This is a genomic window from Amycolatopsis sp. NPDC021455 (assembly GCF_040640995.1).
In the GTDB taxonomy this organism is placed as follows: domain Bacteria; phylum Actinomycetota; class Actinomycetes; order Mycobacteriales; family Pseudonocardiaceae; genus Amycolatopsis.
Genome location: NZ_JBFACT010000001.1, coordinates 171,099 through 193,893, shown reverse-complemented (window position 1 = coordinate 193,893; position 22,795 = coordinate 171,099). Strand labels below are relative to the sequence as shown.

26 protein-coding genes are annotated in these 22,795 nt (G+C 71.5%); 11 read left to right on the top strand and 15 right to left on the bottom strand.

Annotated elements, in window-relative coordinates:
- Positions 1-6: 6 nt before the first annotated feature.
- Together AB0G28_RS01085 and AB0G28_RS01080 are read left to right on the top strand one after the other, a co-directional pair.
- Positions 7-570: a helix-turn-helix domain-containing protein gene (locus AB0G28_RS01085; RefSeq protein WP_361081703.1), complete on the top strand. Its 564-nt coding sequence runs from the start codon at positions 7-9 to the stop codon at positions 568-570.
- Positions 557-1,441, top strand: a complete 885-nt coding sequence (locus tag AB0G28_RS01080; protein WP_361081701.1) for an SRPBCC domain-containing protein — start codon at positions 557-559, stop codon at positions 1,439-1,441. Before AB0G28_RS01085 ends, AB0G28_RS01080 begins: the two co-directional genes overlap by 14 nt.
- A gap of 43 nt (positions 1,442-1,484) precedes the next feature.
- On the opposite strand, the gene AB0G28_RS01075 is transcribed toward AB0G28_RS01080, so the two are convergent.
- Positions 1,485-2,384, bottom strand: a complete 900-nt coding sequence (locus AB0G28_RS01075) for an ABC transporter substrate-binding protein (protein WP_361082344.1) — start codon at positions 2,382-2,384, stop codon at positions 1,485-1,487.
- A gap of 162 nt (positions 2,385-2,546) precedes the next feature.
- On the opposite strand from AB0G28_RS01075, the gene AB0G28_RS01070 reads away from it, so the two are divergent.
- Both AB0G28_RS01070 and AB0G28_RS01065 read left to right on the top strand, forming a co-directional pair.
- Positions 2,547-3,236 carry an ABC transporter permease gene (locus AB0G28_RS01070; protein ID WP_361081699.1) on the top strand — a complete coding sequence of 230 codons (690 nt, stop codon included), beginning with the start codon at positions 2,547-2,549 and terminating at the stop codon, positions 3,234-3,236.
- Positions 3,233-3,943: an ABC transporter permease gene (locus AB0G28_RS01065; protein WP_361081697.1), complete on the top strand. Its 711-nt coding sequence runs from the start codon at positions 3,233-3,235 to the stop codon at positions 3,941-3,943. The genes AB0G28_RS01070 and AB0G28_RS01065 overlap by 4 nt, the downstream gene beginning before the upstream one ends.
- A gap of 269 nt (positions 3,944-4,212) precedes the next feature.
- Here AB0G28_RS01065 and AB0G28_RS01060 read toward each other — a convergent pair whose 3' ends face one another.
- Positions 4,213-4,776: a cadmium resistance transporter gene (locus AB0G28_RS01060; protein ID WP_361081695.1), complete on the bottom strand. Its 564-nt coding sequence runs from the start codon at positions 4,774-4,776 to the stop codon at positions 4,213-4,215.
- A gap of 59 nt (positions 4,777-4,835) precedes the next feature.
- Between AB0G28_RS01060 and AB0G28_RS01055 the strand changes: the two genes are divergently transcribed.
- Positions 4,836-5,771: a GNAT family N-acetyltransferase gene (locus tag AB0G28_RS01055; protein WP_361081693.1), complete on the top strand. Its 936-nt coding sequence runs from the start codon at positions 4,836-4,838 to the stop codon at positions 5,769-5,771.
- Positions 5,772-6,177: 406 nt separating this feature from the next.
- Here the strand turns inward: AB0G28_RS01055 and AB0G28_RS01050 are convergent, their stop codons facing one another.
- From AB0G28_RS01050 to AB0G28_RS01025, 6 genes are all read right to left on the bottom strand, one after another.
- Positions 6,178-7,623, bottom strand: a complete 1,446-nt coding sequence (locus AB0G28_RS01050) for an aromatic amino acid lyase (RefSeq protein ID WP_361081691.1) — start codon at positions 7,621-7,623, stop codon at positions 6,178-6,180.
- A complete protein-coding gene (locus AB0G28_RS01045; protein WP_361081689.1) occupies positions 7,620-8,627 on the bottom strand; it encodes an ornithine cyclodeaminase family protein in 1,008 nt (335 codons plus the stop codon). The genes AB0G28_RS01050 and AB0G28_RS01045 overlap by 4 nt, the downstream gene beginning before the upstream one ends.
- Complete coding sequence (locus tag AB0G28_RS01040; RefSeq protein ID WP_361081687.1) at positions 8,624-9,166, bottom strand: YbaK/EbsC family protein; 543 nt, start codon at positions 9,164-9,166, stop codon at positions 8,624-8,626. The genes AB0G28_RS01045 and AB0G28_RS01040 overlap by 4 nt, the downstream gene beginning before the upstream one ends.
- Before the next feature lie 169 nt (positions 9,167-9,335).
- On the bottom strand, positions 9,336-9,629 hold the full coding sequence (locus AB0G28_RS01035; protein WP_013222364.1) for a DUF2516 family protein: 294 nt from the start codon (positions 9,627-9,629) through the stop codon (positions 9,336-9,338).
- A gap of 84 nt (positions 9,630-9,713) precedes the next feature.
- Complete coding sequence (locus AB0G28_RS01030) at positions 9,714-10,391, bottom strand: hypothetical protein (protein ID WP_361081685.1); 678 nt, start codon at positions 10,389-10,391, stop codon at positions 9,714-9,716.
- Positions 10,388-10,804 carry a helix-turn-helix transcriptional regulator gene (locus tag AB0G28_RS01025; RefSeq protein WP_361082343.1) on the bottom strand — a complete coding sequence of 139 codons (417 nt, stop codon included), beginning with the start codon at positions 10,802-10,804 and terminating at the stop codon, positions 10,388-10,390. Before AB0G28_RS01025 ends, AB0G28_RS01030 begins: the two co-directional genes overlap by 4 nt.
- A 148-nt stretch (positions 10,805-10,952) precedes the next feature.
- On the opposite strand from AB0G28_RS01025, the gene AB0G28_RS01020 reads away from it, so the two are divergent.
- The gene (locus AB0G28_RS01020) at positions 10,953-12,128 is read left to right on the top strand and encodes a methyltransferase domain-containing protein (RefSeq protein WP_361081683.1); all 1,176 of its coding nucleotides are present in this window, start codon (positions 10,953-10,955) and stop codon (positions 12,126-12,128) included.
- Here AB0G28_RS01020 and AB0G28_RS01015 read toward each other — a convergent pair.
- The 3 genes from AB0G28_RS01015 to AB0G28_RS01005 are packed head-to-tail and all read right to left on the bottom strand — an operon-like array spanning position 12,125 to position 13,478.
- Positions 12,125-12,736 (bottom strand): AAA family ATPase, encoded by a 612-nt coding sequence (locus AB0G28_RS01015; protein WP_361081681.1) that lies wholly within the window; start codon positions 12,734-12,736, stop codon positions 12,125-12,127. The two genes, AB0G28_RS01020 and AB0G28_RS01015, sit on opposite strands and share 4 nt — an antisense overlap.
- A gap of 1 nt (position 12,737) precedes the next feature.
- Entirely contained in the window at positions 12,738-13,082 is a 345-nt protein-coding gene (locus AB0G28_RS01010) for a zf-TFIIB domain-containing protein (RefSeq protein ID WP_361082341.1), read from the bottom strand.
- A 27-nt stretch (positions 13,083-13,109) separates the two neighbouring features.
- Positions 13,110-13,478: a VOC family protein gene (locus AB0G28_RS01005; RefSeq protein WP_361081679.1), complete on the bottom strand. Its 369-nt coding sequence runs from the start codon at positions 13,476-13,478 to the stop codon at positions 13,110-13,112.
- An 84-nt stretch (positions 13,479-13,562) separates the two neighbouring features.
- Between AB0G28_RS01005 and AB0G28_RS01000 the strand changes: the two genes are divergently transcribed.
- Positions 13,563-14,027 (top strand): CGNR zinc finger domain-containing protein, encoded by a 465-nt coding sequence (locus AB0G28_RS01000; protein WP_361081678.1) that lies wholly within the window; start codon positions 13,563-13,565, stop codon positions 14,025-14,027.
- Between the two features lie 211 nt (positions 14,028-14,238).
- Here AB0G28_RS01000 and AB0G28_RS00995 read toward each other — a convergent pair whose 3' ends face one another.
- Positions 14,239-15,537 (bottom strand): DUF445 family protein, encoded by a 1,299-nt coding sequence (locus AB0G28_RS00995; RefSeq protein ID WP_361081676.1) that lies wholly within the window; start codon positions 15,535-15,537, stop codon positions 14,239-14,241.
- 29 nt (positions 15,538-15,566) lie between these two features.
- Here AB0G28_RS00995 and AB0G28_RS00990 point away from each other — a divergent pair, with 29 nt between their 5' ends.
- Positions 15,567-16,733, top strand: coding sequence for a pyridoxal phosphate-dependent aminotransferase (locus AB0G28_RS00990; RefSeq protein WP_361081674.1), 1,167 nt, complete (start codon positions 15,567-15,569; stop codon positions 16,731-16,733).
- 617 nt (positions 16,734-17,350) lie between these two features.
- Complete coding sequence (locus tag AB0G28_RS00985; RefSeq protein ID WP_361081672.1) at positions 17,351-18,481, top strand: hypothetical protein; 1,131 nt, start codon at positions 17,351-17,353, stop codon at positions 18,479-18,481.
- A gap of 512 nt (positions 18,482-18,993) precedes the next feature.
- On the opposite strand, the gene AB0G28_RS00980 is transcribed toward AB0G28_RS00985, so the two are convergent.
- A complete protein-coding gene (locus AB0G28_RS00980; protein WP_361081670.1) occupies positions 18,994-20,448 on the bottom strand; it encodes a PLP-dependent aminotransferase family protein in 1,455 nt (484 codons plus the stop codon).
- A gap of 61 nt (positions 20,449-20,509) precedes the next feature.
- Here AB0G28_RS00980 and AB0G28_RS00975 point away from each other — a divergent pair, with 61 nt between their 5' ends.
- On the top strand, positions 20,510-21,151 hold the full coding sequence (locus AB0G28_RS00975; protein ID WP_361081668.1) for a hypothetical protein: 642 nt from the start codon (positions 20,510-20,512) through the stop codon (positions 21,149-21,151).
- Here AB0G28_RS00975 and AB0G28_RS00970 read toward each other — a convergent pair.
- Together AB0G28_RS00970 and AB0G28_RS00965 are read right to left on the bottom strand one after the other, a co-directional pair.
- A complete protein-coding gene (locus AB0G28_RS00970; protein WP_361081666.1) occupies positions 21,148-21,675 on the bottom strand; it encodes a Clp protease N-terminal domain-containing protein in 528 nt (175 codons plus the stop codon). The genes AB0G28_RS00975 and AB0G28_RS00970 overlap by 4 nt on opposite strands.
- The gene (locus tag AB0G28_RS00965) at positions 21,675-21,884 is read right to left on the bottom strand and encodes a sigma factor-like helix-turn-helix DNA-binding protein (RefSeq protein WP_014154112.1); all 210 of its coding nucleotides are present in this window, start codon (positions 21,882-21,884) and stop codon (positions 21,675-21,677) included. Before AB0G28_RS00965 ends, AB0G28_RS00970 begins: the two co-directional genes overlap by 1 nt.
- 92 nt (positions 21,885-21,976) lie before the next feature.
- On the opposite strand from AB0G28_RS00965, the gene AB0G28_RS00960 reads away from it, so the two are divergent.
- A complete protein-coding gene (locus AB0G28_RS00960) occupies positions 21,977-22,762 on the top strand; it encodes a protein phosphatase 2C domain-containing protein (RefSeq protein WP_361081664.1) in 786 nt (261 codons plus the stop codon).
- The last annotated feature ends 33 nt before the right edge of the window (positions 22,763-22,795 follow it).

Genomic DNA, 22,795 nt, shown 5'->3' with positions numbered 1-22,795 from the left:
TTCGCCATGAGAGACGTCGTCTACCTCGATCAGATCGAGCAGGCCGAGGCCCTGCTCAAGCCGCAGCGGATCGAAGTGCTGCGGCAGCTCGCCGAGCCCCGGTCGTGCACCGAGGTCGCGGTCGAGCTCGACCAGACCCCGCAGCGGGTCTACTACCACGTGAAACGCCTGCTGGAGGCCGGTCTGGTCGGCCAGGTGGCCGAGCGCCGGGTGCGCGGGATCCACGAGGGGATCTACCAGGCCACCGCCCGGTCCTACTGGCTGTCCCCGGGCCTGGTGGGGCGGATCGGGCTGCGCCAGACCCGCGACCGGCTCAGCCTCGGCTACCTGGTCGACCTGATGGAGGACGTCCAGGCCGACGTCGCCGCCCTCGACCGCACCCGGCCGGACCTGCCGTCGATCGGCGTGTCCGGGGAGATCCGGGTGCGCCCGGAGCAGCGCAAGGCGTTCCTCGACGACCTGCAGCAGACGCTGCAGGACCTGTTCACCCGCTACGGCGGCGCCGAAGGCGACGCGTTCCGCCTGGCCGTCGCCTGCTACCCGAAGGGAAATCCCGATGACCGAACCTGACATGGTCCTCCGCGCGGTCGTGCCGGCCCCGCCGAAGGTCACGTACGAGGCGCTGACCGATCCGGCCGCGCTGCGCGTCTGGCTGACCGAGCACGCCGAGGTCGACCTGCCCGGCCGGTACGAGTTCTGGGGCCCGTCCACCCCGGACGGCGCCGAGCCGCACCAGCGCGTGCTGCACGTGGACGAGCGCACCGTCCGGTTCGGCTGGACCGTGGAGGGCGTGGAGGCCACGGTCCAGTTCGAGGTGGCCGAGGACGAGGCCGGCACGCTGGTGACGCTCAGCCACAGCGACCTGCCCAGCTTCGAGGACATCATCAACGACCGGGCCGGTGCCCGGGGCGCGGTGCAGACGTTCTGGGCGCTGGCGATCGCCAACCTGGCCGACTACCTGGCCGGCCGCGAGCTGACCCCGAAGATCGACTTCACCTCGGACGAGCTGCGCGCGTCGGTCGTCATCGACGCGGCGCCGGAGGCGGTGTTCGACTCCCTGGTCCAGCCGGAGCACTTCCGCGAGTGGTTCCGCACCCACGTGGACATCGAGCCCCGGCTGGGCGGCCGGTTCGCGATGGGCGGGTTCGACGTGGACCCGGGCGGCGCCAAGTTCGTCGAGTTCGAACCGGGCCGCAAGGCGGCCCTGCGCTTCGCCGACAACGAGACCACGACCTGGGAGCTGGACGGCTCGGACGGCCGGACCCGGCTCACCATCGTGCACAGCGGGTTCGACCCCGAGAACCCGCCGTACTCGGCCTGGGGCGGCTGGCTCAGCGGCGTCGCCGAGCTGCGGCGCTACCACGAGCTGCCGGACTGGCGCTCGATCTGGCGCGGGATCGAGGTGGCCGGCGTCCCCGAGGGCATCCTGCTGAACGACTAGGGGGGACGAGGGCCCTCGGAACGGGTTCCGAGGGCCCTCGTGCTCAGAGACCGGCCTGGGAGAGCCAGTCCTTCGCGACGTCGGCGGCCTTCTCGCCGTCGGAGTCGACGCGCTTGTTCAAGTCGCGCATGACGTCCGTGGTCAGCTTGGCGCTCACCGCGTTGACGGCGTTCGCGAAGTCGGCGCCGCGCTCGTCGAGGACCTTCTTGTTCACCGCGGGCACGACGTTCTCGGTCGGCACGATGTTCAGGTCGTCCTTGAGCACCGTGTAGTTCGAGTCGCCGGTCAGCGGGCTGACCGAGTCGACCGGGATGACCGTGACCGCACCCGACTTGAGCTGCTCGACCCGCGGCCCGGCTTCCTGGATGGTCTGGAAGGTCGCGTTCGTCAGCTTGTAGACGTCGGTGAAGCCCTTGAAGCAGGGCAGGCGCTTCTCGCACTCCGGCGGGCCCGCCATGACGACCTTGTCCAGCTTCTTCAGGTCGCTGATCGACGCGATGCCCTTGGACTTCGCCAGGTCGGACTTGACGATGTAGGTGTTCTTGTCCTCGGCGGCCGCGAAGTTGAGCAGCGAGATGCCGCTCGGCTCGAACAGCTTGGCCAGCTGCTCGTGCTCCTCCTGCGCGGTCTTGCCCGCCTCCTTGCCGAAGCCGGTGGTGATCGCCGCACCCTGGTACTCCGGGATGAACTGCAGCTCACCGGACTTCAGCGACGGGTAGATCAGCTCCCGCGAGCCCAGGTTCAGCTTGCGCGTCACCGGGTAGCCCTTGGCTTCCAGCGCCTGCGCGTAGATCTCCGCGAGGATCTGGCTGTCGGTGAAGTTGAAGGACGCGACGACGATCGGCGCGCCACCCTTGCTCTGCGCGGCGGGCTTGTCACCGCTGTCGCTGCCACCACCACAGGCGGCCAAGCCGAGCGTCGCCGCGACGGCCACCGCCACCATCGACGCGTTCCGGAACCAGCGCACGAATCCCCACTCCTTCGTCACTCGAACAGACGAAAGGACCCTAGCCCGGAGCACCGACAAGTGTCCGCATATTGGGAGAACGGCGGCCGGATTCCCAGTCTGCGGAATTTTCCCGCCCGATCGGGGTAGGGTCGGCCGGTGCACGTGACCCCGCTGGCCGCCGACAGCGGACCCCCGCTCTTCCAGTGGAAGTGGGTGGACCGCAACGCGGACGACATCGTCCAGCGCCTCGGCGAACACATCTCCCTGACCGCCGCGGCACTCGGCGCCGGTCTGGTCGTGTCGATCGGGCTCGCTGTGCTTTCGCTGCGTTTCCGCTGGTCGTACGGGTTCATCCTGAGCGCGGCCGGCGCGCTCTACGTGATCCCGAGCCTCGGCGCGTTCGCGGTGCTGGTGCCGTTCTTCGGGCTGACGTTCCTCACCGCGATGATCCCCCTGGCCACGTACACGCTGCTCATCCTGGTCCGCAACATCGTCACGGGCGTCGACCAGGTGCCGAACGAGGTCCGCGAGGCCGCGGTCGGCATGGGGTACACGCGGGGCAGGCTGCTCTGGCAGATCGAGCTGCCCCTGGCGCTGCCGGTGGTGATCGCCGGCCTGCGCGTCGCGGCGGTGACGACGATCGGCCTGGTCACGGTGACATCGATGCTCGGCCTCGGCGGCCTGGGTTACTTCATCCGCGCGGGCATCCAGACAGCGACGCCCAACTCGACGGAGATCATCGTCGGAGTGGTGCTGTCGGTGGCGCTGGCGGTGATCGTCGACCTCGTGCTCTGGCTGAGCGAGCGCCTCCTGGCCCCCTGGTCGCGGAAGGTGCGGGCGCGATGAGCTTCCTCGACCAGCTGAACGCGTGGCTCGCCGACCCGAACCGCTGGAGCTGGACGGACAAGGCGGGCATCCCGTACCGGACGCTCGAGCACCTCAGGTTTTCGCTGCTGGCCCTGGTGATCGCGGCGGTCCTGACGATCCCGGCGGCGTTGTGGCTGGCCCATTACCGCCGCGGCGCGTTCCTGGCGAACAGCGCGGTGAACATCGGCCGGGCGATCCCGAGTTTCGGCCTGATCATCCTGTTCTGGTTCCTGGCCAGCCGCTGGGAGCTGGACACGACGTTCTGGCCGTTGCTGCTGGCGCTGGTCGCCTTGGCGATGCCGCCGCTGTTCACCAACACGTATGCGGGCGTGGTGTCCTTGGAGCAGGACACAGTGGACGCCGCCCGCGGAACGGGCTACCGCGAGTGGCAGATCATGCTGCGCCTCGAGCTGCCGTTGGCGTCCCCGGTGATCCTGGCGGGCGCCCGGGTGTCGTTCCTCCAGCTGATCGCAACGGTAGCAATCGGAGCAATCGTCAACGACGGCGGCGGCCTCGGCCGCTACATCGTCGACGGCTTCGCCCTGGGCGCCCAGGGCTACGGCGAGATCTTCGCGGGCGGCCTGGCGGCCGTGGTGCTGGCTCTGCTGTGCGACGGGATCTTCGCGCTGATCGTCCGCGTGGCGACACCCCGGGGCCTCGCCCTGCAGAACGCCCGGCGCGGGTAAGCCCGGCGGGCCCACCGGCCGGGGCCACGGGGCCCGCTCTGCGGGGCGGTGCGCGCCCCTTCGGGGCCCCACCCCCACCCCTCCCCGCCCGGTTTTCCGGCGAAGCCAATCCTCGCTGCGGTGCTCCACAGCCGAAACGGGACCGAAGCTGCCCGCAGGTGTCGCGAATGACTCATTCGGGACGTGCGAGGTCCCCAATGACTCATTCGCGACGCTCGAACCACGGCCGCCGCGCATTCCGGCGAGCCGGCAGGCACCTCCCGACCGCGCTAGAACGCGCCGAGCAGGATCAGCACGCCGAGCGCGATCAGCACCACCGGCAGCGCCACGTGGTCCCACCTCGCCAGCACCCGGGCGACGCCCGGGCGGGTCGCGAGGAACCGTCCGGCGACGCACCACACCGCGACGCCCGCCAGGAACACCACCACGTAACCGGCCAGACCCGCCGGTCCGGTCGCGGCGAACGCGGGGACGTACACGCCGACGTTGTCGCCGCCGTTGGCGAAGCACACCGTCGCGATGCCGAGCAGTCCGGTCGCCGGCGTGGGTTCGTCGTCGTCCTGGTGCCACGCCTGCCACGCCGCCCGGATTCCGAGCAGCACCGGCAGCACGCCCAGCCAGCGGACGGCGCCGTCCGGCAGCAGCCCTGCGCCCAGCGCTCCCGCGACCGACGCGGCGAGGATCGCCGCGAAGCCGAGGAACTGGCCGGCCACGACCTTGAGCTCGCCACGCCGTCCGGCCGCCTGGCCGAAGAACACCGCGAGCAGCACGAGGTCGTCGACGTTCGTCACCGCGAACATCGCGGCCGCGCGCCCGAGCAGTCCGCCGTCCACACCCACCCTTCCGGTAAACCGCTTGGCGAACGCCGGCGCGGCACAGGACGATTCTGCCCATGCCCGCCGTCACGCGCCGCGGTTACGCCGGTCCGGAGGACCTGCGGGCCATGCAGAGCCTGGCCCGGCGGATCTGGTCGAAGGCGAGTCCGGTGCACGTCGGGGATCTCGCGTGGCAGCGGTTCCAGCACGCCGGCCGCGAAGCCGAATGGCCGACCGTGCTGTGGGAAGCGGATGGCGAAGTCGTCGCGTGGGGCTGGATTTCGCTACCCGGTGAACTGGCGCTGCTCGTCGATCCGGCGCGCCCCGGACTCGCGTCCGAGGTGCTCGGCTGGTTCGAAGACACCGCCTCCGCCGACGAGCTCACTGTCACCGTGCTCGACGCCGAAAAGCATGTCCTCGCCGCGCTGGAGCGAAGCGGTTACGCACTTCAGGAGAGTGCCGCTTTCCAGTCGTATATGTCTCGCCTCCTCGTGGATCTGCCCGAGCCCGTGGTGCCCGGTGGGTTCACCGTCCGGCCGGTCGGCCCGGACGATCTCGAACGGCGCGTGGCCGTGCACCGCACGGTCTGGCACCCCTCACGGGTGACCGGACCGAGCTACCGGAACGTCATGGCCGCCTGGCCGTACCGCGCCGAACTGGATTGGGTCGTCGAGGCACCCGACGGCCGGTTCGCCGCCCAGTGCCTGATCTGGCTCGACGAGCACAACGCCGTCGGCGAGCTCGAGCCCGTCGGAACCTTGCCGGAGTTCCATCGCATGGGGCTCGCCCGCGCGGTGTGCCTCGCCGCGCTGCGCGCGGCCCACCACGCCGGCGCTCGCGAAGCCGTCGTGTACCCGGTGATCGGTCATCCGAAATCCGTCGCTGCCCTCCCGTTGTATCGAAACCTGGGCTTCCGCCCCTATGCCCGCACCCTCACCTTCACGCGGACCCGCCGTCGTATCCCTCCTTCCCCGGGGCCCGCGTCCCCGGAGGGCGCTCACCGACGAACGTAGCGCGGCCATCGCCCCGCCTGTCCGTTTCGGCGGTCTCCGGCGGCAGGTTGTCCACATCTGGGCAACCCTGTGGACAACTCGGTGGATTTCGTTGCCACGGCCCGAAAACGTCGGTGCCGCGCGATAGTGTCGAGACGGGGGGCGCCCCCGCGGGCCCGGCAGGTTCCGGCAGGTCGTAGCGCCCTTTTCCGGTGCCGAACCGTCGTGAACGGCAACGCTGAGGCATGACCGGCGCACCACCCAGACCTCCCCCGCAGCCCCGATACGAAGCCAGAACACGGACGGTAGTGCCGGGGCAAGGCACGCTTTCCCGCCTTGACCCGGATCCCTGAGCTGCCCGGCAGGCCCGGTCATGCTGCTATTCGCGGCAAAGGAAATCTCGGGCCGGACCGCGGCCCCCAAGACTTCAGGTGAGCGTGGACAGATCGTTGAAGCGAGCAACCCGGCAAGCAGCGATCAACCGCGAGACTTCGGGGCCGAGCGAACGGTCTTCATCCACCGGCGGCACCACCGACCGCACCCACTCGTACGCCGCGCGAAGACCCGGAACGCCGTCTCCGCCGGCCAAGTACCGAGCCTGCGAGCCCGTGATCAGCTCGCACGCCGTGATCGCGAAAAGGTGCGACGCGGCAGAACGCATTTGCTCCCCCGCCGCTGCCGCAAACGCTTGCACGTCCTCCTGACCGGCCGACGTGTCGATCGAACCGAGCGTCGCCGGGGTCGCGAGGCGGCGCAGCGCGTGGAGCTCGCCGACCGCCCGCTTGTGCAGCGGAACCAATCCCGCGCGCGGGCCCGGCTCCGCCGTGAGCTGTGCCGGGAGTCCGCTGAAGCGCTCGTCGAGCAGCCGGTGCGTCCGCTGCACCGAAATCTCGCCGAGGTGCACCAGCGCGGCCGTCACCGCGTCCATCCGCAGCCCCAGGTCCACCGCGTGGTACCCCGTGCCCGGCAGGAACGCGCCGTCGACGAAAGACGGCGAATCGCCGGGCATCGTCTCCCAGCGCCGCCACGTCTCGTACAGATCCGTGTTGACGCGGGAAGCGTGGGCGAGCGCCCGCGGCGCGACCCGCACCGAAAGCGGGGCCTGCACGACGCCGGGTCGCACCGGGCCGGGACCGACCAGGTCCATCACGGAACTCAGCATCGAACACAGGTGGTCGTCGCCGCCCGCCATGACCGGTGCGAAGACCTCGCGCGGCGCGCCCAGCACGTCGATCGCCATCGCTTCGGTGAGCGTCTGCAGGTCGATGAGCTGCCGGGTTTCCGTCCAGCCGCGCTGCGCGTGCACCATCGCCAGCGGCGAACCCTGCAACAGCGAAGCGCCTTCTTTCGGCCCGAGGACGTACGGCTCGGCGCCGCGCGCGGCGAGCGCCGCAGCGGCTGGGACCTCGGCACCGTCCTCCAGGACCGTCCCGATGCCGAGGAACGTCTGGAACGCGTGTGCCAGCGGGATGATCTCGCCCGAACTGCCGAGGCCGGAGCGCGGGACCGCCGGCGTGAAGCCGTCGTTCAAGCGGTCCACGAGGAACTGCACCAGCTCCGGGCTCACCCCCGACCACGGCCGCAGGAAGTCGCGCAGCCGGGCGACGAGCAGTGCGCGGACGTCCTCGGGCGGCAGCCACGGCGGTCCGCCGACGGCACGGCCGACCAGCAGGTTGCGCTGGTGCTCGGCCTGTTGCTCCGCGTCGAGGGTGACGCTCGCGAGGCGGCCCATCCCGGTGGTGACGCCGTAGACCGGTGCGTCGCCTCGCAACGCCGTCAAGAGCGCCGCGCGACGCCTCGAAAGCGTCTCTACCAGCGGTTTGTCCAGAACCAACCGTTCACTGTCGGCGAACTCGCTGTCGGAGACGATCATCGGTAGGGCAGCATGGTGCCGACGCCGGAAGCCTCGGCACGGGCGAGGATCATGTTCGCCACCGCAACGTCCGTTGTGGACAGTCCGCGGTGCCAGAACAGGATCCGTTCGGCGTCGTGCTCGCGGCCTGGCTTCTTCCCGGCCACGATGTCGCCGATCTCGGCGTGGACCCCGTCCGCGGTGAGGAGGCCGGCGTTGAGCTGCGGGCGCAGGGCGCCGAACCGCGGGTTGCCGGACCGTGATTCGCGCCAGTCGTCGACGACGACCTTGTCGATGTCGTCGAGCAGCGTGAGCTCGAGCGCGCTGATCGTGCCGTAGGGCACCAGGAAGGTGCCCGGCCGGAGGAACTCGCGGCGCACCAGCGCCTCGGGTTCGACGAGCCGGGACGCCTCGACCTGGATGTCCGCGCCGTCCAGGGTCTCCTCGGCCGTGGCACAGACGCGGACATCCTTGCCGAGCCGCTCGGACAGCCGGCGGCCGAAGTCCTCCCGGGACTCCGGGCGCTTGCTGGTCACGCGGATCTCGGCGAAGTCGAACAAGGAGTCGAGCAGCACGACGTTCCACCAGGCGGTACCGCGGGCACCGATGTGCCCGAGCACCCGGGCGTCCGGGCGGGCCAGGTACTTCGCGCCGACGGCGGTCATCGCGCCGGTGCGGGCCTCGGTGATCATCGTGCCGTCGACGATCGCCCGCGGCATGCCCGTGTCCGGGTCGAGCAGCAGGATCAACGCCATTTCCGAAGGGAGGCCCCGCTCGAAGTTCCCCACGAAGTCACCGACGACCTTCACGCCACTGACCTGCTTCGCGGACAGGTGACCGCGGAGGATGTTGAAGTGGCCCTTGCCCCCGTTGTCCGGCACGAGGTGCGTACGCGGCTCGAAGACGACCTGACCGCGGCCGTGGTCCGCGAGCACGTCTTCGACGGCGCCGACGATGTCCTCGTCCGTGACGCCGAGCGCGTCGATGTCGGCACCGGTCAGGTACCGGAGCCAGACGGACGTCACCGGGCGAGGTCCTCGACGACCTCCGCCCCGGGCAACGCGGCCAGCGCGGCCCCGGAGATCAGCAGCTTGCTGCCCCGGATCCCGCTGCCGATGACGAGCTCGGGTGCGTCGGCAACGCGCTTGTCGATCAGGATGGGCCATTCGGCGGGCAGGCCGACCGGCGTGATGCCGCCGTACTCCATCCCGGTCAGCGCGACGGCTTCGTCCATCGGCGCGAACGACGCCTTGCGGACGTCGAGGCGGCGCTTGATCACGCCGTTGACGTCGGCGCGGGTGGTCGCGAGCACGAGCGCGGCCGCGAACCGGACTTCGCCCGATCGCTTGCCGGCGACGACGACGCAGTTCGCGGACGCCTCGAGCGGCGAACCGTACGCCTCGCAGAAGGCGGCGGTGTCGGCGAGCGACGGGTCGATCTCGGTGACACCGACGGCGTCCGGGTCGGCGAGCGCGGCCAAGGTCTTGGCGACGGGCTCGGCGAGCAGGTCAGTGCGCGTGGGGGCGGGAACGACAGTGAGGCTTCCGGCGATCGTCCAGGTCATGACCCCATTAAAGCGCCCCCGCCGCGACGGGCGAGGCCGGGAAGGAGGCACACCGGGCGCGGGGCGAGTTCAGCGCGCCGGGCGCGGGGCGAGTTCAGCAGCACCGGGCGCGGGGCGAGTTCAGCAGCACCGGGCGCGGGGCAGGTTCAGCGGCGCGCCGGAACGCGGCTCACCAGCTTGAGCCGCCGCGCTGGACCTCGATCAGCTTCGGGCGGACGTCCACGATGTAGACCAGGGCCGCGGCCATGGCGGGCACGTAGAAGATCATCCCGGGGCCCATCACGGGGAACAGCACCATGGCGAGCGTCGCGCCACCGGTGATCAGCATCCAGATGGGCTTGGTCTTGCGGTCGGCCGCCGAGTAGGCGTCCGCGCGCTGGAGCAGCGCGTGCACGAAGGCGAAGAGCCCGACCAGCGCGCTGCCCCAGTGGATGACATTGAGGATCCAGATGGCGACTAGCACAGCGACAGCTTACGGCAAACCACCCGAACGACCCCGGCCCCGCCACCGGGGGTGCGGTGGCGGGGCCGGGTGTTCACGGCGTTTTTACTTGTCGGCCTTCGGCGCGGCCGGCTTCTTCGCGGCGGCGCTGGTGGTCGTCCGGCGGGCCGGGGCGGCCGTCTTCGGGGCCGTCTTGTTCGCGACCTTGCGGCTGGCGGAACGGGTCTCGTGGGCGACGTCGTCACCCAGCTCCTCGATGGCGTCGGCGGCTTCGCCGGCGACCTCGGTCACCTTGCGGGCGGTCTTCTCGCCGGCCGAGCGGGTGCGCTTGGTCACCTTCGCCAGCACGCCGTCGACGCGCTCGCGGACCTCGCCCGCGACGTCCTCGACCTGGCCCTGCGCGGTGGTCAGGGCCTCTTCGAGCTGCTCGATGGCCTTCTTGACCTGCGGCTGCGCGGCGATCTTGTCCCACGCCTGCTCGCCCGACTCGGCCAGCTTGTTGTACAGCTTGAGCGCGGCCTCGGTGTACTCGTCGATGACCTTGCGCAGCTCGGCCGGGTCCAGCTTCTCGCGGAGGCTCTCGACGTCGGTCGGCAGCTCTTGCAGGTTCTTGCGGGCGACCTCGCCGCTCTTGGTCACGTTCTCCTTGGCCTTCGCCACGGCGTCGGTGACGGCGTGGGTGGCCAGGTTGCCGGCGCCGAGCGCGGCGAGCAGCGGCGTGCGGACCTGGTCGAGGGCGGTGGTGACGGCCTTCTTGACGTCTTCGGTCTTCGGGGTGGTCATGCTGACTCCTTGGGTTCTGCGGCTGAAGTGGTGTCTGGGGTGGGAGAGGACTCGGCGGCCGGCCGTGCCGCGGCGTTCTCCCGGCGGAAGGACTCGTAGACGTCGAGCAGGACCTGCTTCTGCCGTTCGGTCAGCTCGGCGTCGGCGCGAATCGCGTCGCCCACCGGACCACCCGTCGGCAGATCGAGGATCCCGGCCTGCACGTACAGCGCTTCCGCCGAAATGCGCAGGCCCTTGGCGATCTGCTGCAGGATCTCCGCGCTGGGCTTGCGCACCCCGCGCTCGATCTGGCTCAGGTACGGGTTGGACACGCCGGCGAGCTTCGACAGCTGGCGCAACGAGATCTTCGCGGTGTTGCGCTGCTGGCGGATGTACTCGCCGATGTCGGAAGCGATGTCCGCGACCTTCTCCATGGGACTGCCGGATCCTGACGTCCCACCGGTTTCTGTCATCCGGTCACCTCCTCGCGACACCTTCGACGGTACGCGCGAGTGCTAGCTATTGCAAGCACTCTGCTTGCAACTATCGGGTGTGGTGGTGCTCACCGGCTAACGTGGTCCCATGACGCGCTCGGCCCGGCTGCGGCGGCGGCTCGTCGAGCAGCTGCTCGACGAGGACGTCCTGCACGCCCCGGAGTGGATCGCCGCCTTCCGCGCGGTGCCCCGCCACGTGTTCCTGCCGCGGTTCTTCGCGCCGGCGGGCGGGCTCTGGGCCGCGGTCGACCGCGGCGACCCGGGCTGGCTGGAGACCGTCTACTCCCGCGACGTGCTGGTGACCCAGCTGGACGACGACCCGGACCGCTGGGAGCTCGCCCGGCGTACCGGGCCGGTGGCGGGCACGCCGACGAGCTCGTCGAGCATGCCGTCGATCATGGCGATCATGCTGGAGGAGCTGCGGGTCCGCGACGGGCACCGCGTGCTCGAGATCGGCACCGGCACCGGCTACAACGCGGCTCTCCTGAGCCACCGCTGCGGCGCCGGCCGAGTGTCCACAGTGGACATCGATGCGGGGATCGTCGAGGCGGCGCGCGAGCGGCTGGCCGCGGCGGGCTACCGGCCGGCGTGCGCGGTGGGCGACGGCGCGCTCGGCTTCCCGGCCGGCACGATGTTCGACCGGGTCCTGTGCACTGCTTCGGTGTCGTCGATCCCGCCCGCGTGGCTGGCGCAGACCGCGCCGGGCGGGCTGATCGTGACGACGCTGAACCGGCCGATCGGCGCCGGGCTCGTCCGGCTGGTCGCGGGTGAGGACGGGACCGCGCAGGGCCGCGTCCTCGCGCGCGACGGCCGCTTCATGCCGCTTCGCGCGCACCGGCTGCCGGAGTACGACCCGTTGCCGACGCCGTCGCGGGACGACTGGGGCCAGACGCGGCTGCCGATGTCGATGGTGCTCCAGCCGCGCAGGCAGTTCGAGTTCTTCGCCGGGCTGGCGCTGCCGGGCGTGCGGGCGATTCGCCTGGACAACGACGCCGAAGCCGCCAGCTTCGCGTTGGTGCACCCGGACGGTTCGTGGGTCCGCCACCGCAAGCGCGCCGGCGCGAACGAGGTGGCCCAGGGCGGGCCGCGGGCGCTGTGGGAACTCGCCGAGGCGGCTTACGTCGAGTGGTGCGAACTCGGCAAGCCGGAGCGCGACCGGTTCGGCCTGACCGTGACCGCGGACCGCCAGGAGTTCTGGCTCGACGACCCCGGCGGCCGCACCTGGCCGCTCGACCCGCGCGACAACGACCCGCGCGACAACTAGGGCAACCGGGCGCGGATCCACTTCTCCACGTGGTCGGCCGTGACCTCCAGCGACACCTCGGTCGTGTCGAAGAGGTCGACGCCCAGTTCCGGCGCCGACTTCCGGAGCCAGTCGTTGAACTCCAGCATCTCCTCGATCCGCGGCTCGTCCCATTCCCGCCACGCCGGGCGCGCCCGGAGGCGGGCTCGCAGCGACGAAGGCGAGCCGACCAGCGCCAGGTAGTGGATGTCGCTGAAGAACGCGCGCTCCGGCAACGCCTCGAACTCCGGGGGCGCCACCGTCCCGCACAGCACCACCGGACGGCCGCTCTGGTGCAGGATCGCCGCCATCCGCAGCCAGACCGCGCGGAACGCCGTGACGTCGTCGCGCAGCGCGTTGATCCAGAGGATGTCCTGCTCCAGCACGACGACGTCACCGGCGAACCGCGCCGCCAGCAGCGGGCCCATCGTCGACTTCCCCGCGCCGCTGGGGCCGGTCAGCGCGAACAGCGGCAGCTTCCGGAACGGCCATTCGTGCCCGCACCGCGCGCACCGCAGCACGGCGCCGGAGACGACCGGGCGGTCCGCCAGGTCGCCGCACGCCGGGCAGATCCGCAGGTCGAGGCCCACCTCAGTCGAAGAGGTTCTCGAGGAAGCTGCGCTTGCGGTGACCGTGGCCGCCGTAGGGGCGCGGTGAGTCCGAGTACCCGCGGTGCGGCCGCGGCGAGTCCGGGTAGCCCCCGCGGTACGCCTTCGGCGAGTCCGGGTAGCCGCCGCGGTAGGGGCGCGGCGAGTCGGGGCGGCCGTGCCCACCCTGGTACGGCGGCGGCTGGTGGCCGTAGAACGAGCTCTCCGCACCGACGATCGCCTCGAGCTCGCCGCGGTCCAGGAAGATGCCGCGGCAGCCGTCGCACTGGTCGATGTGGACGCCGTTCTTGGCCACGGTCCGCATCTGGTTCTGACACTTCGGACAAATCACCCCGCCGAGCCTACCCAGAAAACGTCAGCAGGCGCACAGGCAGAACGGGTGCCCCACCGGGTCGGCGTAGACGCGGAACGTCTTGGGCTGGTCGTCCAGCAGTTTCGCCCCCAGGCCGAGCACGCGCTCGTGCGCCGCCTCCAGGTCCGTGACGTTCAGGTCCAGGTGCAGCTGCTGCGGGTTCTCCGCGGACGGCCACGCCGGCGGCCGGTAGTCGGGCACTCGCTGGAACGCCAGGCCCGCGCCGCCCGCGGGGTTGGCCAGCGTCACCCAGTGCCCGTCTTCGGTGGCTTCGGGCGCCTCCCACTCGAGCACCGACCGGTAGAACTCGGCCAGCGCCGCCGGGTCGGGGCAGTCGAGGGCCACCACACCCAGCGTCGGTACCGCACTCATTTCTCGCTCCCTTCGATCATGAGTAACCAGTAAAGCGATTATGTGGGTTAGCACACCCGGAGGCAAGCGCCGTACACTCGGTAAGTGCACACCGACGCCTCCCTCGTGGTGGAGTTCCTCAACACGGTCAACGTCGAAGAGGGCACTGACCTGCTCGAAGATCCCGCGGAGTGGCACGAGTGGGCGGCGAAGCACGCGTTGACCGCCAATCCGGCCGCCGAGGCGCGCGCGGCCCGGGACGCTCTGCGCGCCGCGATCGGCGACCCGCGGCTGCCCGGCGGCAGCGTCGACGTCGGCACCCGGATCTCCCTCACCGACGCCGGGCCGGCGCTGGTCGCGGACGACGTCGTCGGCGCGGTGTTCGCCGCCTGCGCGCGGCTGGTCGTGCGCGGGGACTGGATCCGGCTCAAGATCTGCCCCGCCGACACCTGTCTCTGGGCGTTCTACGACGAGTCCCGCAACCGCTCGCGCACGTGGTGCTCGATGCGCGTTTGCGGCAACCGGGAGAAGGCGCGAGGCTGGCGGGCCCGCGCCGCCGCCGCGGGCTGACGTCTCATCCGAGCGGCGGACCCTCGAACGGCTGTGGACAACTCGGGGACAAGGCACCACATATCCATGCCCGGGACTGCCTCGCCCCCACACGTTGTGGACAGCCGTTAGGCCATCACCGTGAAAACCTGTGGATAACCCGGGGGATAACTCAGCTTCCTGTGGACAACTGGGTTGAAGCTCCCCCAAGTGTGGTATAGCGCCGGGTTGATCAGAACAGCAGCTCGGCGACGGCGTAGATGACCAGCCCGGCGAGCGCGCCGACCACGGTGCCGTTGATCCGGATGAACTGCAGGTCACGGCCCACCTGGAGCTCGATCTTGCGGGACGTCTCCTCGGCGTCCCAGCGCTCGACCGTGTCGGTGATGATCGTGGTGATCTCGCGCGAGTAGTTCCTCACCAGGTACGCCGCGGCGCCCTCGACCCAGCCGTCGGCCTTCGAGCGCAGCTGGTCGTCGGTCACCAGCCGCTCCCCGAGCGAGGTGAGCCCGAGCCGGACGCGCCGGCGCAGCTCGCTCGACGGGTCCTCGGCCGCGGTCAGCAGCATCTCCTTCGCCGTGCTCCACGCCGAGCCGATCAGCCGCTGCACCTCCTCGTGGTGCACGATCTGGCCCTTGACCTGCTCCGCGCGGGCCATCACGTCCGGGTCGGTCTGCAGGTCCTGGGCGAACTCGCCGAGGAACTTGTCCAGCGCCAGCCGCATCGGGTGGTTGACGTCGGTCTTGACCGCCCACGCGAACGACAGCACCTCGCCGTAGACCTTGTCCGCGAGCATCTCGTCGACGAACTTCGGCGACCAGCTCGGCGCCCGGTCCGACACCACGCGCAACATCGTCGTGTGGTTGTCGCGCACCCACTCGTAGGCGCGGTCGCACATCAGGTCCACGAGCTTGTGGTGCGCGCCGTCGGCGAACACGCCCTGGAGGATCTTGCCCAGCGGCGGGCCCCACGGCTTGTCGATGATCCGCCGCGCGACGGCCTGCTCCATGATCGCCTGGACGTCTTCGTCGCGAAGCACCTTCACGGCCGCCCGGACCACCGTCGCCAGCTCGGACGTCACGCGCTCGGCGTTGTCCGGCTGCGCCAGCCACGCACCCAGCCGCCGCGCGATCTCGACGCGCTTGAGCTTGTCGCGCACGACCTCCTCGGACAGGAAGTTCGAGCCGACGAAGTCGCCGAGGCTGTTGCCCAGCGCGTCCTTCTTGTTCGGGATGATCGCCGTGTGCGGGATCTTCAGCCCGAGCGGGTGCCGGAACAGCGCCGTGACGGCGAACCAGTCGGCCAGCGCGCCGACCATGCCCGCCTCGGCCGCCGCGCGGACGTAGCCGACCCAGCCCGGCCAGCCGCTCGCCTGCGCCCAGCTCGTGAGCAGGAACACGAGCGTGGCACCGAGCAGGAACGAGAGCGCGACGAGTTTCATCTTGCGCAGCGCGCGCCGCTTTTCCGCTTCACCGGCCAGGCCGCCCGGCGGGTCGGCGGGCGTCACCTTCGCGGGGGTCAGTTGCTCCACATCACCATTGTCCGTGAGGATGCTTGATCGTGCGCGAACCTGCTCTCGTCCCCCGCCTCCGGCCGTTCACCTCGACCATCTTCGCCGAGATGACCGCGCTGGCCGTCAAGCACGACGCCGTCAACCTCGGCCAGGGCTTCCCGGACACCGACGGCCCGGCCGGGATGCTCGAGGCGGCGAAGAACGCGCTGTTCGGCGGGGCCAACCAGTACCCGCCGGGGCCCGGGCGGCCCGAGCTGCGGGCCGCCATCGCGCGGCACCGGCTGCGCTACGGCACCGAGTACGACCCGGACACGGAGATCCTCGTCACCGCGGGCGCGACCGAGGCCATCACGGCGGCGCTGCTGGCGCTGACCGAGCCCGGCGACGAGGTGATCGTCATCGAGCCGTACTACGACTCCTACGCCGCCGCGGTCGCCATGGCGGGGGCCGAGCGCCGGGTCGTCGGGCTCGTCGAAGGCCCGGACGGCCGGTTCGGCCTCGACGTCGCCGGGCTGCGTGCCGCCGTCACGCCGCGGACCAGGGCGATCCTCGTCAACTCGCCGCACAACCCGACCGGGACCGTGTTCACCCGCGCGGAGCTGGAGGCGCTGGCAGCGCTGTGCGTCGAACACGACCTGATCGCCATCTGCGACGAGGTCTACGAGCACCTCGTGTTCGACGACGCCGAACACGTCCCGCTGGTGACGTTGCCCGGCATGCGGCCGCGGACGGTGAGCATCTCCAGCGCCGGTAAGACGTTCAACTGCACTGGCTGGAAGATCGGCTGGGTGTGCTCGACGCCGGAGCTGGTCGCCGCGGTGAAAGCGGCGAAGCAGTTCATCACTTTCGTCTCCGGCGGCCCGCTGCAGCCGGCCGTCGCGCACGCGCTCGACCACGAACTGCCGTGGGTCGACGGCCTCCGCGATTCGCTGCAGGAAAAGCGCGACCGGCTTTCGGCCGGGCTCGCCGACGCCGGGTTCACCGTGCGGCCGACGGCGGGCACCTACTTCGTCTGCGTCGACGTGCGGCCGCTGGGCTTCACCGACGCCGCCGACCTGGCCTGGGAACTGCCCGGCAGGGCCGGTGTCGCCGCGGTGCCCGTGAAGGTGTTCACCGATCACCCGGACGAGTGGAACCACCTGCTGCGTTTCGCGTTCTGCAAGCGCAACGAAGTCATCGACGAGGCCATCACCCGATTGCGCAAACTGGTCTGACGACCGGGCTCCCGCGCCGCGGTCTCCGCCGACAGCCGATCGGGGTGCGGGGCAGTGTCCACGACGGTCAAGGCGGTCACGCTCCGCAACCATCGGAGTGCGCTCCTGCGACGCCGTGACGCCTGCGTGATCACGGAAAGAAACGGGATTCGGACGGCCGGCGCCCGGTCGCGAACCGCCCGCGGAAATCGTGATACGAACACCTAAAGCGACCGGTTCGGCACGTACCGCGATGTGCCGGCGGGAAACATCGGGTCAACCACCGGAGAGGCAATTCGCGGCACTCCTCCGAATGGCCGCAGGCAAGCACCCGAACGGCACTGAGAGTGATCAACTCCTCGGCGGCAGATACCTTGCCCGGTAGGGCCGTTCCGCTGTACGGGCTGGATCGAAGCCGGGAGAGATGAAAGACTCCCGAGCGGTGCTAGAAAGAGTGCAGCCCCGGGGGAACTGCGACCTGGCCGGAGAAAGACCCCAGCAACAACAGACTCGAGCGTGCGACGCGAGAGCTACAGGCGCGGACGGTGGTGGTGGCGGTGAGCAGCACGGTGGCGAACGTGCGCCGCGGCACCCCCTTTCAGCCTGCGCTCACAACGGGTGAAGCTCCGCACGCGCGCGTGCGCGCGCCCCGCCCGTGGACGGCGTCGCTGCAGCGGCCCGCCGCCAAGATCCTGGTCGCGGGCGGCCTGACGCTCGCCGGATGGCTGCTCGGCGCGGCACTTTCCGGCAACACCGCGTCGGCGGCCGAACAGCCGGCCTGCCCCGAGGCACCCGCGGTTTCCACTGTGGACCATGCCGCGAAGCCGTTCGCGCACGGCAGGCACCGCAAGAGCCACCGCGAAACCGGCATCGACGCGTGCGCCGCTCAGCCGAAGACGGATGCCGGCAGCGGCACCGATCCGGGCGAAACGCCGTCCACGGGCGAAACGCCGCCGAGCGAAACCCCGCCGACGGCGGAAACCCAGCCCGTCGGCGACGCGCCGAAGCAGGCCGACGAGACGACGGCCGAGCCCACCAAGGACACAAAGGACACTGCGGCCACCTCGGCGGCGGAAGAGCCGGCGGTCGCCACGAAGGCCACGTCGTCCGGTGGCGACCTGCTCGGCGGGCTCGTCGGCGGCGTCCTCAACGTGGTCGGCGGGACGCTCACCACGGTCACGAGCACGGTCGGCACGGTCACGGACACGCTGTCCCACACCGTTCTCGCGCCGCTCACCCAGCCGATCGGGGGCAACCCGGACGCGCCCGTGCTGCTGCCCCTCGACGACGTGCTGGCCCCGGTGTTCGGCGGCAGCTCGAACTCGGGCGGCGTCACGGCGATCGTGCCGGGCCTGGTGACCGGCACCGCCACCCAGGCCGCCGGCGCGGTCCTGACCGAAGCCCCGCCCGTCGCGGCGCCGGTGACGGCGGCCGTCCCGCAGCAGTCCCCGAGCCGGGTCGCGGTCGCGCACGTCATCGTCCGGCACCAGGAGCTCCCGGTGGTCCAGGACCGGCCGCGCGACTCCGGCGTCCACGCCTCGGGTGGCGGCGGCGACTCCACTCCCGGCCTGCCCGGCGGCACCACCGCCCCGAGCGCACCGGCCCCGACGGCCGCGCCCGGCCACGACGGCCCCGGCGGCGCCCGGCACGCGTTCGCCGTCCACACCGACGTCACCACCACGCAGCTCAAGCTGATCGGCGCCAGCCGCGACCACGACGTCGACGGCGCGGGCAGAGAAGCCGCTCTGCCCACCACCTCCCCCGACTGACCCCGCACCGGGCAGCCGGGGACAAGTGCGTCCAAAACAAGATCGACTCGACGCACGTCCACGCCGTTGAGGCGTGACGATTCCCCTGCTCCAGTACGCAATCCGTGGCTCTTTCACGTCTCGTGACGCCGTGGCGCGTCCGACGTACCCCCAGGGGCGAAAACCATGCCGAACCCCAGTCTTTCCGACCGGCCGACCGCGCCCGGCCGGGTCGGATCCCGGTCCCGGCGCCGCGCTGCCCCCGCGGCGCCGGGACCCACACCGGGCGCGCTCCGGGAGCCCTTGCTCACCGCGCCGAGCGAGGACTCGCAGTACCGAGAGCGCACCTGAGCCGCCGGCTTCCCGGCACGTCGAGGGGCTGTGCCGGGAAGCCGCGGCACCCGCGAACGGGGTCACGTCCGTGAGCGGGTGTGTGGAACGACGAACCGGTGCGCTGGATGCACATGAACGCCGCCCATCCCTGGGAGCAGGCTCGCATCCAGCGCACCGGTTCGTTTCGTTTCAGGCGAGCTTCAGGCGAGCGGGGCGTCCAGCGACGCCGGCGTCCCCCGGACCGACGCCGCCGCGGCGCTCAGCCGGCGGACCGCCTCGTCGAGCTTCGCCGGTGGCAGCGAAAACGGCAGCCGGATCCAGCGCTCCATGCCACCGTGGACGCCGAAGCGGGACCCCGGCGTCACCTGGAGACCGTGGCTCGCCGACGCCACCGCGAGCCGCGAGCTGACCGGCTCCGGGATGCGGCACCACAGCGACAGGCCGCCCTTCGGCGGCGTGAACGTCCAGTCCGGCAGGTGCCGGCTCACCGCGGCCGCCAGCGCGTCGCGGTTGCCGCGCAGTTCCTCGCGACGCCGTGCCAGCGCCGCCCAGCCGTCGGCCTCCAGCAGTTCCGAGAACACCACTTGCTCGAAGACCGGCGAGCCGAGGTCCACGGCGTAGCGTGCCGAGATCAGGCGGCCGAGCAGGTCCTCCGACGCGCGGATCCAGCCCAGGCGCAGCCCGCCCCAGTGCGACTTCGACGCCGAGCCGACGCTGATCGCCAGGTCCCCCGCGAAGGCGGCCAGCGGCGGCGGCCCGGTCAGGGGATCGCCTTCGAGGTCCAGCTCGACCAGGGTTTCGTCCACCACCACCGGCGTCCGCGCCCGGGCGAGCACCGCGCCGAGCCGTTCGCGGCCTTCGGCGTCCAGGCGCAGGCCGGTCGGGTTCTGGAAGTCGACCACGAGGTACGCCAGGCGCGGGGACGCCTGGCGCAGCGCCGCGTCGATGCCGGCGATGTCCCAGCCGCGGGTGCCGGCCGGGTCGAGCGCCACCGGCACCGGGATGGCGTGCGCGGCCCGGACCGCCTCGAGGGCGTTCGGGTACGTCGGCTGCTCCACCAGCACGCGGTCGCCCGGCCCGGTCAGCATCCGCAGGACCAGCACGAACGCGTGGTGCGCGCCGTTGGTGACCATGATCTGCGCGGCCGTCGTCGGCAGCCCGCGCTCGGTGTAGCGCCGGGCGATCTTCTCGCGCAGGACCGGCAGGCCCCGGTCCTGGTAGCCGTGCTGCCCGAGGTGGTCGACGAGCGTGGCGCGCGCGGCGTCGACCGCCGCGATCATGCCCGGCGGGGCCGGCGGGGACGCGTGGGCGAAGTCGATCAGGTCAGCGCCGTCCGGGACGGCCGTGTCCCGGCGGCGCCGGCCGGGTGCGGTGATCCACGAGCCGGCGCCGCGGCGGCTCGCGACGAACCCGTTCTCCCGCAGCCGGTCCAGTGCCGCGCCGATCAGCGTCCGGCTGGCGCCGAGCGCGTCGGCCAGCTCGCGTTCGGCGGGCAGCCGGGTGCCGAGCGGGAGCTGGCCGTCCAGCACCTGCAGCTCGATGGCCGCGGCCAGGTCCGCGGCACCCTGCCGGGAACCGCCTTGGCGCCACGAGCCCAGCAAGACGGCCAATCGTGGGCCGGAGACGCGCCCACCCAGCGGGATCACGGGTTCCATAAGGCCAATATCCGGTAATTGGCTATGGTTTACAAGGCCAGTCGCGGCAGATAGTGGGCACGTGGCTCAGATCGATCTCCGGCCCGTCCGGATCTCCCGCGACCCCGCCCGGCGCAGCACCCAGCTCCTGTCCGGCCTCGCCCTCTACGGCGTCAGCGTCGCCATGCTCACCCGTGCCCACCTCGGCCTCGAACCCTGGGGTGTGCTGGCCGAAGGCGTCACGAAACACACCGGGCTGACCTTCGGCACGGCGACCGGCCTGATCTCGGTGGCCGTGCTCCTGCTGTGGATCCCGCTGCGCCAGCGCCCCGGCATCGGCACCGTCGCGAACGTCGTGGTCATCGCGGTGGTCGTCGACCTGGCCCGCGCGGTCATCCCGGACCAGCACGCTCTGACCTGGCGGATCGTCCTGCTGGTCGGCGGCGTGGCGCTGAACGGTGTCGCGACCGCGACCTACGTCGGCGCGCGGCTCGGTCCCGGTGCCCGCGACGGCCTGATGACCGGGCTCGCGGCGCGCACCGGCCGGTCGGTCCGGCTGGTGCGCACCTGCCTCGAGATCTCCGTGGTCGTCGCCGGGTTCGCCCTCGGCGGCACTGTCGGGTTCGGCACCGTGCTCTACGCCCTCGCGATCGGCCCGCTCACCCAGGCGGTGCTGCCGCTGACCACCTGGCGCGAAAAGCGCGAGCGACAGCAGCGTCACTAGCCCGCCTTGCGCTGCCGCACGGCCCGGGACAGTGACTGATAGTCGACGCCGCGCCGGGCGAGCACGTCGTCGGTGCCGTGCTGCTGGGCCAGCGCCAGCAGGATGTGCTCCTGGCCCAGGTGCTTGTCCCCCAGCCGGACGGCTTCCTTGAGGCTCAGCTCCAGGGTCTTCTTCGACTGGGCGGTGAAGGGGATGTGCCCCCGCTTGGCCGGGCCGAGGCGGCCGGCGAGGGCCCCTTCGCCGTGGGTCTGCTCGACGGCCTCCACGATCTGCTCGACGTCGATGCCGAATTCGGTGAGCGCTTCGGCGTCGGCGTCGCTCACGCCGCCGCGGCGCCGGATCCGCGCCAGCTCCGCGGCGATGTCGTCGGCGGACACCCCCAGCTCGGCCAGCAGCGGGACGCCGGTCTTGACCAGCCCGGCGAGCAGGTGGGCGGGCCCGACCTCCACCGAACCGGACTGCCGCGCCACGATCTGCGCCTCGACCACCGCCATCCGCGCGTCGGCCGTGAACCGTTCGAACATCAGTGCCTCCCGTACTTCTTGTGCACGGCCTGCCGGCTGACCCCCAGCTCGGCGGCGATCTCCTGCCACGACCAGCCCTGCACCCGCGCACTGCGGACCTGCACGGCCTCCAGTTGTTCCAGCAGCCGCCGGAGCGCGGCGACCGCGCGCAGCCCCACCCGGGGATCGCGGTCACCCGCCCGGGCGGCCAAATCCGTCGCTTCCGTCATGCCTGTCAACCTACGTTGACATCTCCCGGCTTGTCAACCGAAGTTGACATGCTCATCGCGAAGCCGTCGGACGGGCGTCGTACAGTCGGGTGATGCCCGAGATCGCGATCGCCGAACGGGCCGGGGTGGGCGCGGACGGCCACCCACGCCCCACCGAGGACCACGTCGTCGTGCTGGACAACGCGGTCCTGGTCCTCGACGGCGCCACCTCGTCGGACCCCTCGCAACCCCCTGGCGGCTGGTACGCGGAACGGCTGGCCCGGCGCCTCGCCGACGACCTCCGCGCGCACCCCGAAGCCGACCTGACCGAGCTGCTGACGTCGTCGATCGCCGAGGTGACGGCGGCGAACCGGCTGCGGCCGCAGCAGTCGCCGTCGAGCACGGTCGCGGCCGTGCGCTGGCTCGACGACCGCGTCGACGCGCTGGTGCTGGCCGACAGCCCGGTGATCGGCTTCGGCGGTTTCGGCGTCGACGTCGTCTCGGACGACCGGCTGGCCCGGCTGCGGCGGCGCGGGATGCTCCAGACCGGCGCCGACGTCCGCCGCCGGCGCAACGCCCACGACGGCTTCTGGGTCGCCGAAGCCGTCCCGGGTGCCGCCGCGCACGCGGTCCGGCGCAGCTGGCGACGGCCCGACGTCGACGCGGTCCTGCTCGCCAGCGACGGCGTGTCCATCGGCGTCGACCAGTACGCGCTCTTCGACTGGCGGGAGGTCCTGGCGATCGCCCGGGCCGACGGGCCGGACGTGGTCCTGGACGCCGTCCGCACCGCGGAGAAGCAGGATCCGGACCGCGAACGCTGGCCCCGCCCGAAGCGCCACGACGACCAGGCGCTCGTCCTGGTCGACTTCACCTCCGGGGGAAATCAGGGTCTTCCCTGATCACCCACCGTGCCGTTCGGCGGGAACCTGGAC

Coding starts and splice junctions, on each gene's coding strand:
- AB0G28_RS01065 (WP_361081697.1), top strand. CDS start 3,233: ATGAGCTTCCTCGACCAGCTGAACGCGTGGCTCGCCGACCCGAACCGC.
- AB0G28_RS01005 (WP_361081679.1), bottom strand. CDS start 13,478: ATGAGTGCGGTACCGACGCTGGGTGTGGTGGCCCTCGACTGCCCCGAC.
- AB0G28_RS01020 (WP_361081683.1), top strand. CDS start 10,953: ATGACGCGCTCGGCCCGGCTGCGGCGGCGGCTCGTCGAGCAGCTGCTC.
- AB0G28_RS01080 (WP_361081701.1), top strand. CDS start 557: ATGACCGAACCTGACATGGTCCTCCGCGCGGTCGTGCCGGCCCCGCCG.
- AB0G28_RS01030 (WP_361081685.1), bottom strand. CDS start 10,391: ATGACCACCCCGAAGACCGAAGACGTCAAGAAGGCCGTCACCACCGCC.
- AB0G28_RS01040 (WP_361081687.1), bottom strand. CDS start 9,166: ATGACCTGGACGATCGCCGGAAGCCTCACTGTCGTTCCCGCCCCCACG.
- AB0G28_RS00960 (WP_361081664.1), top strand. CDS start 21,977: ATGCCCGAGATCGCGATCGCCGAACGGGCCGGGGTGGGCGCGGACGGC.
- AB0G28_RS00980 (WP_361081670.1), bottom strand. CDS start 20,448: ATGGAACCCGTGATCCCGCTGGGTGGGCGCGTCTCCGGCCCACGATTG.
- AB0G28_RS01075 (WP_361082344.1), bottom strand. CDS start 2,384: ATGGTGGCGGTGGCCGTCGCGGCGACGCTCGGCTTGGCCGCCTGTGGT.
- AB0G28_RS01055 (WP_361081693.1), top strand. CDS start 4,836: ATGCCCGCCGTCACGCGCCGCGGTTACGCCGGTCCGGAGGACCTGCGG.
- AB0G28_RS00970 (WP_361081666.1), bottom strand. CDS start 21,675: ATGTTCGAACGGTTCACGGCCGACGCGCGGATGGCGGTGGTCGAGGCG.
- AB0G28_RS01025 (WP_361082343.1), bottom strand. CDS start 10,804: ATGGAGAAGGTCGCGGACATCGCTTCCGACATCGGCGAGTACATCCGC.
- AB0G28_RS01085 (WP_361081703.1), top strand. CDS start 7: ATGAGAGACGTCGTCTACCTCGATCAGATCGAGCAGGCCGAGGCCCTG.
- AB0G28_RS00965 (WP_014154112.1), bottom strand. CDS start 21,884: ATGACGGAAGCGACGGATTTGGCCGCCCGGGCGGGTGACCGCGATCCC.
- AB0G28_RS01050 (WP_361081691.1), bottom strand. CDS start 7,623: ATGATCGTCTCCGACAGCGAGTTCGCCGACAGTGAACGGTTGGTTCTG.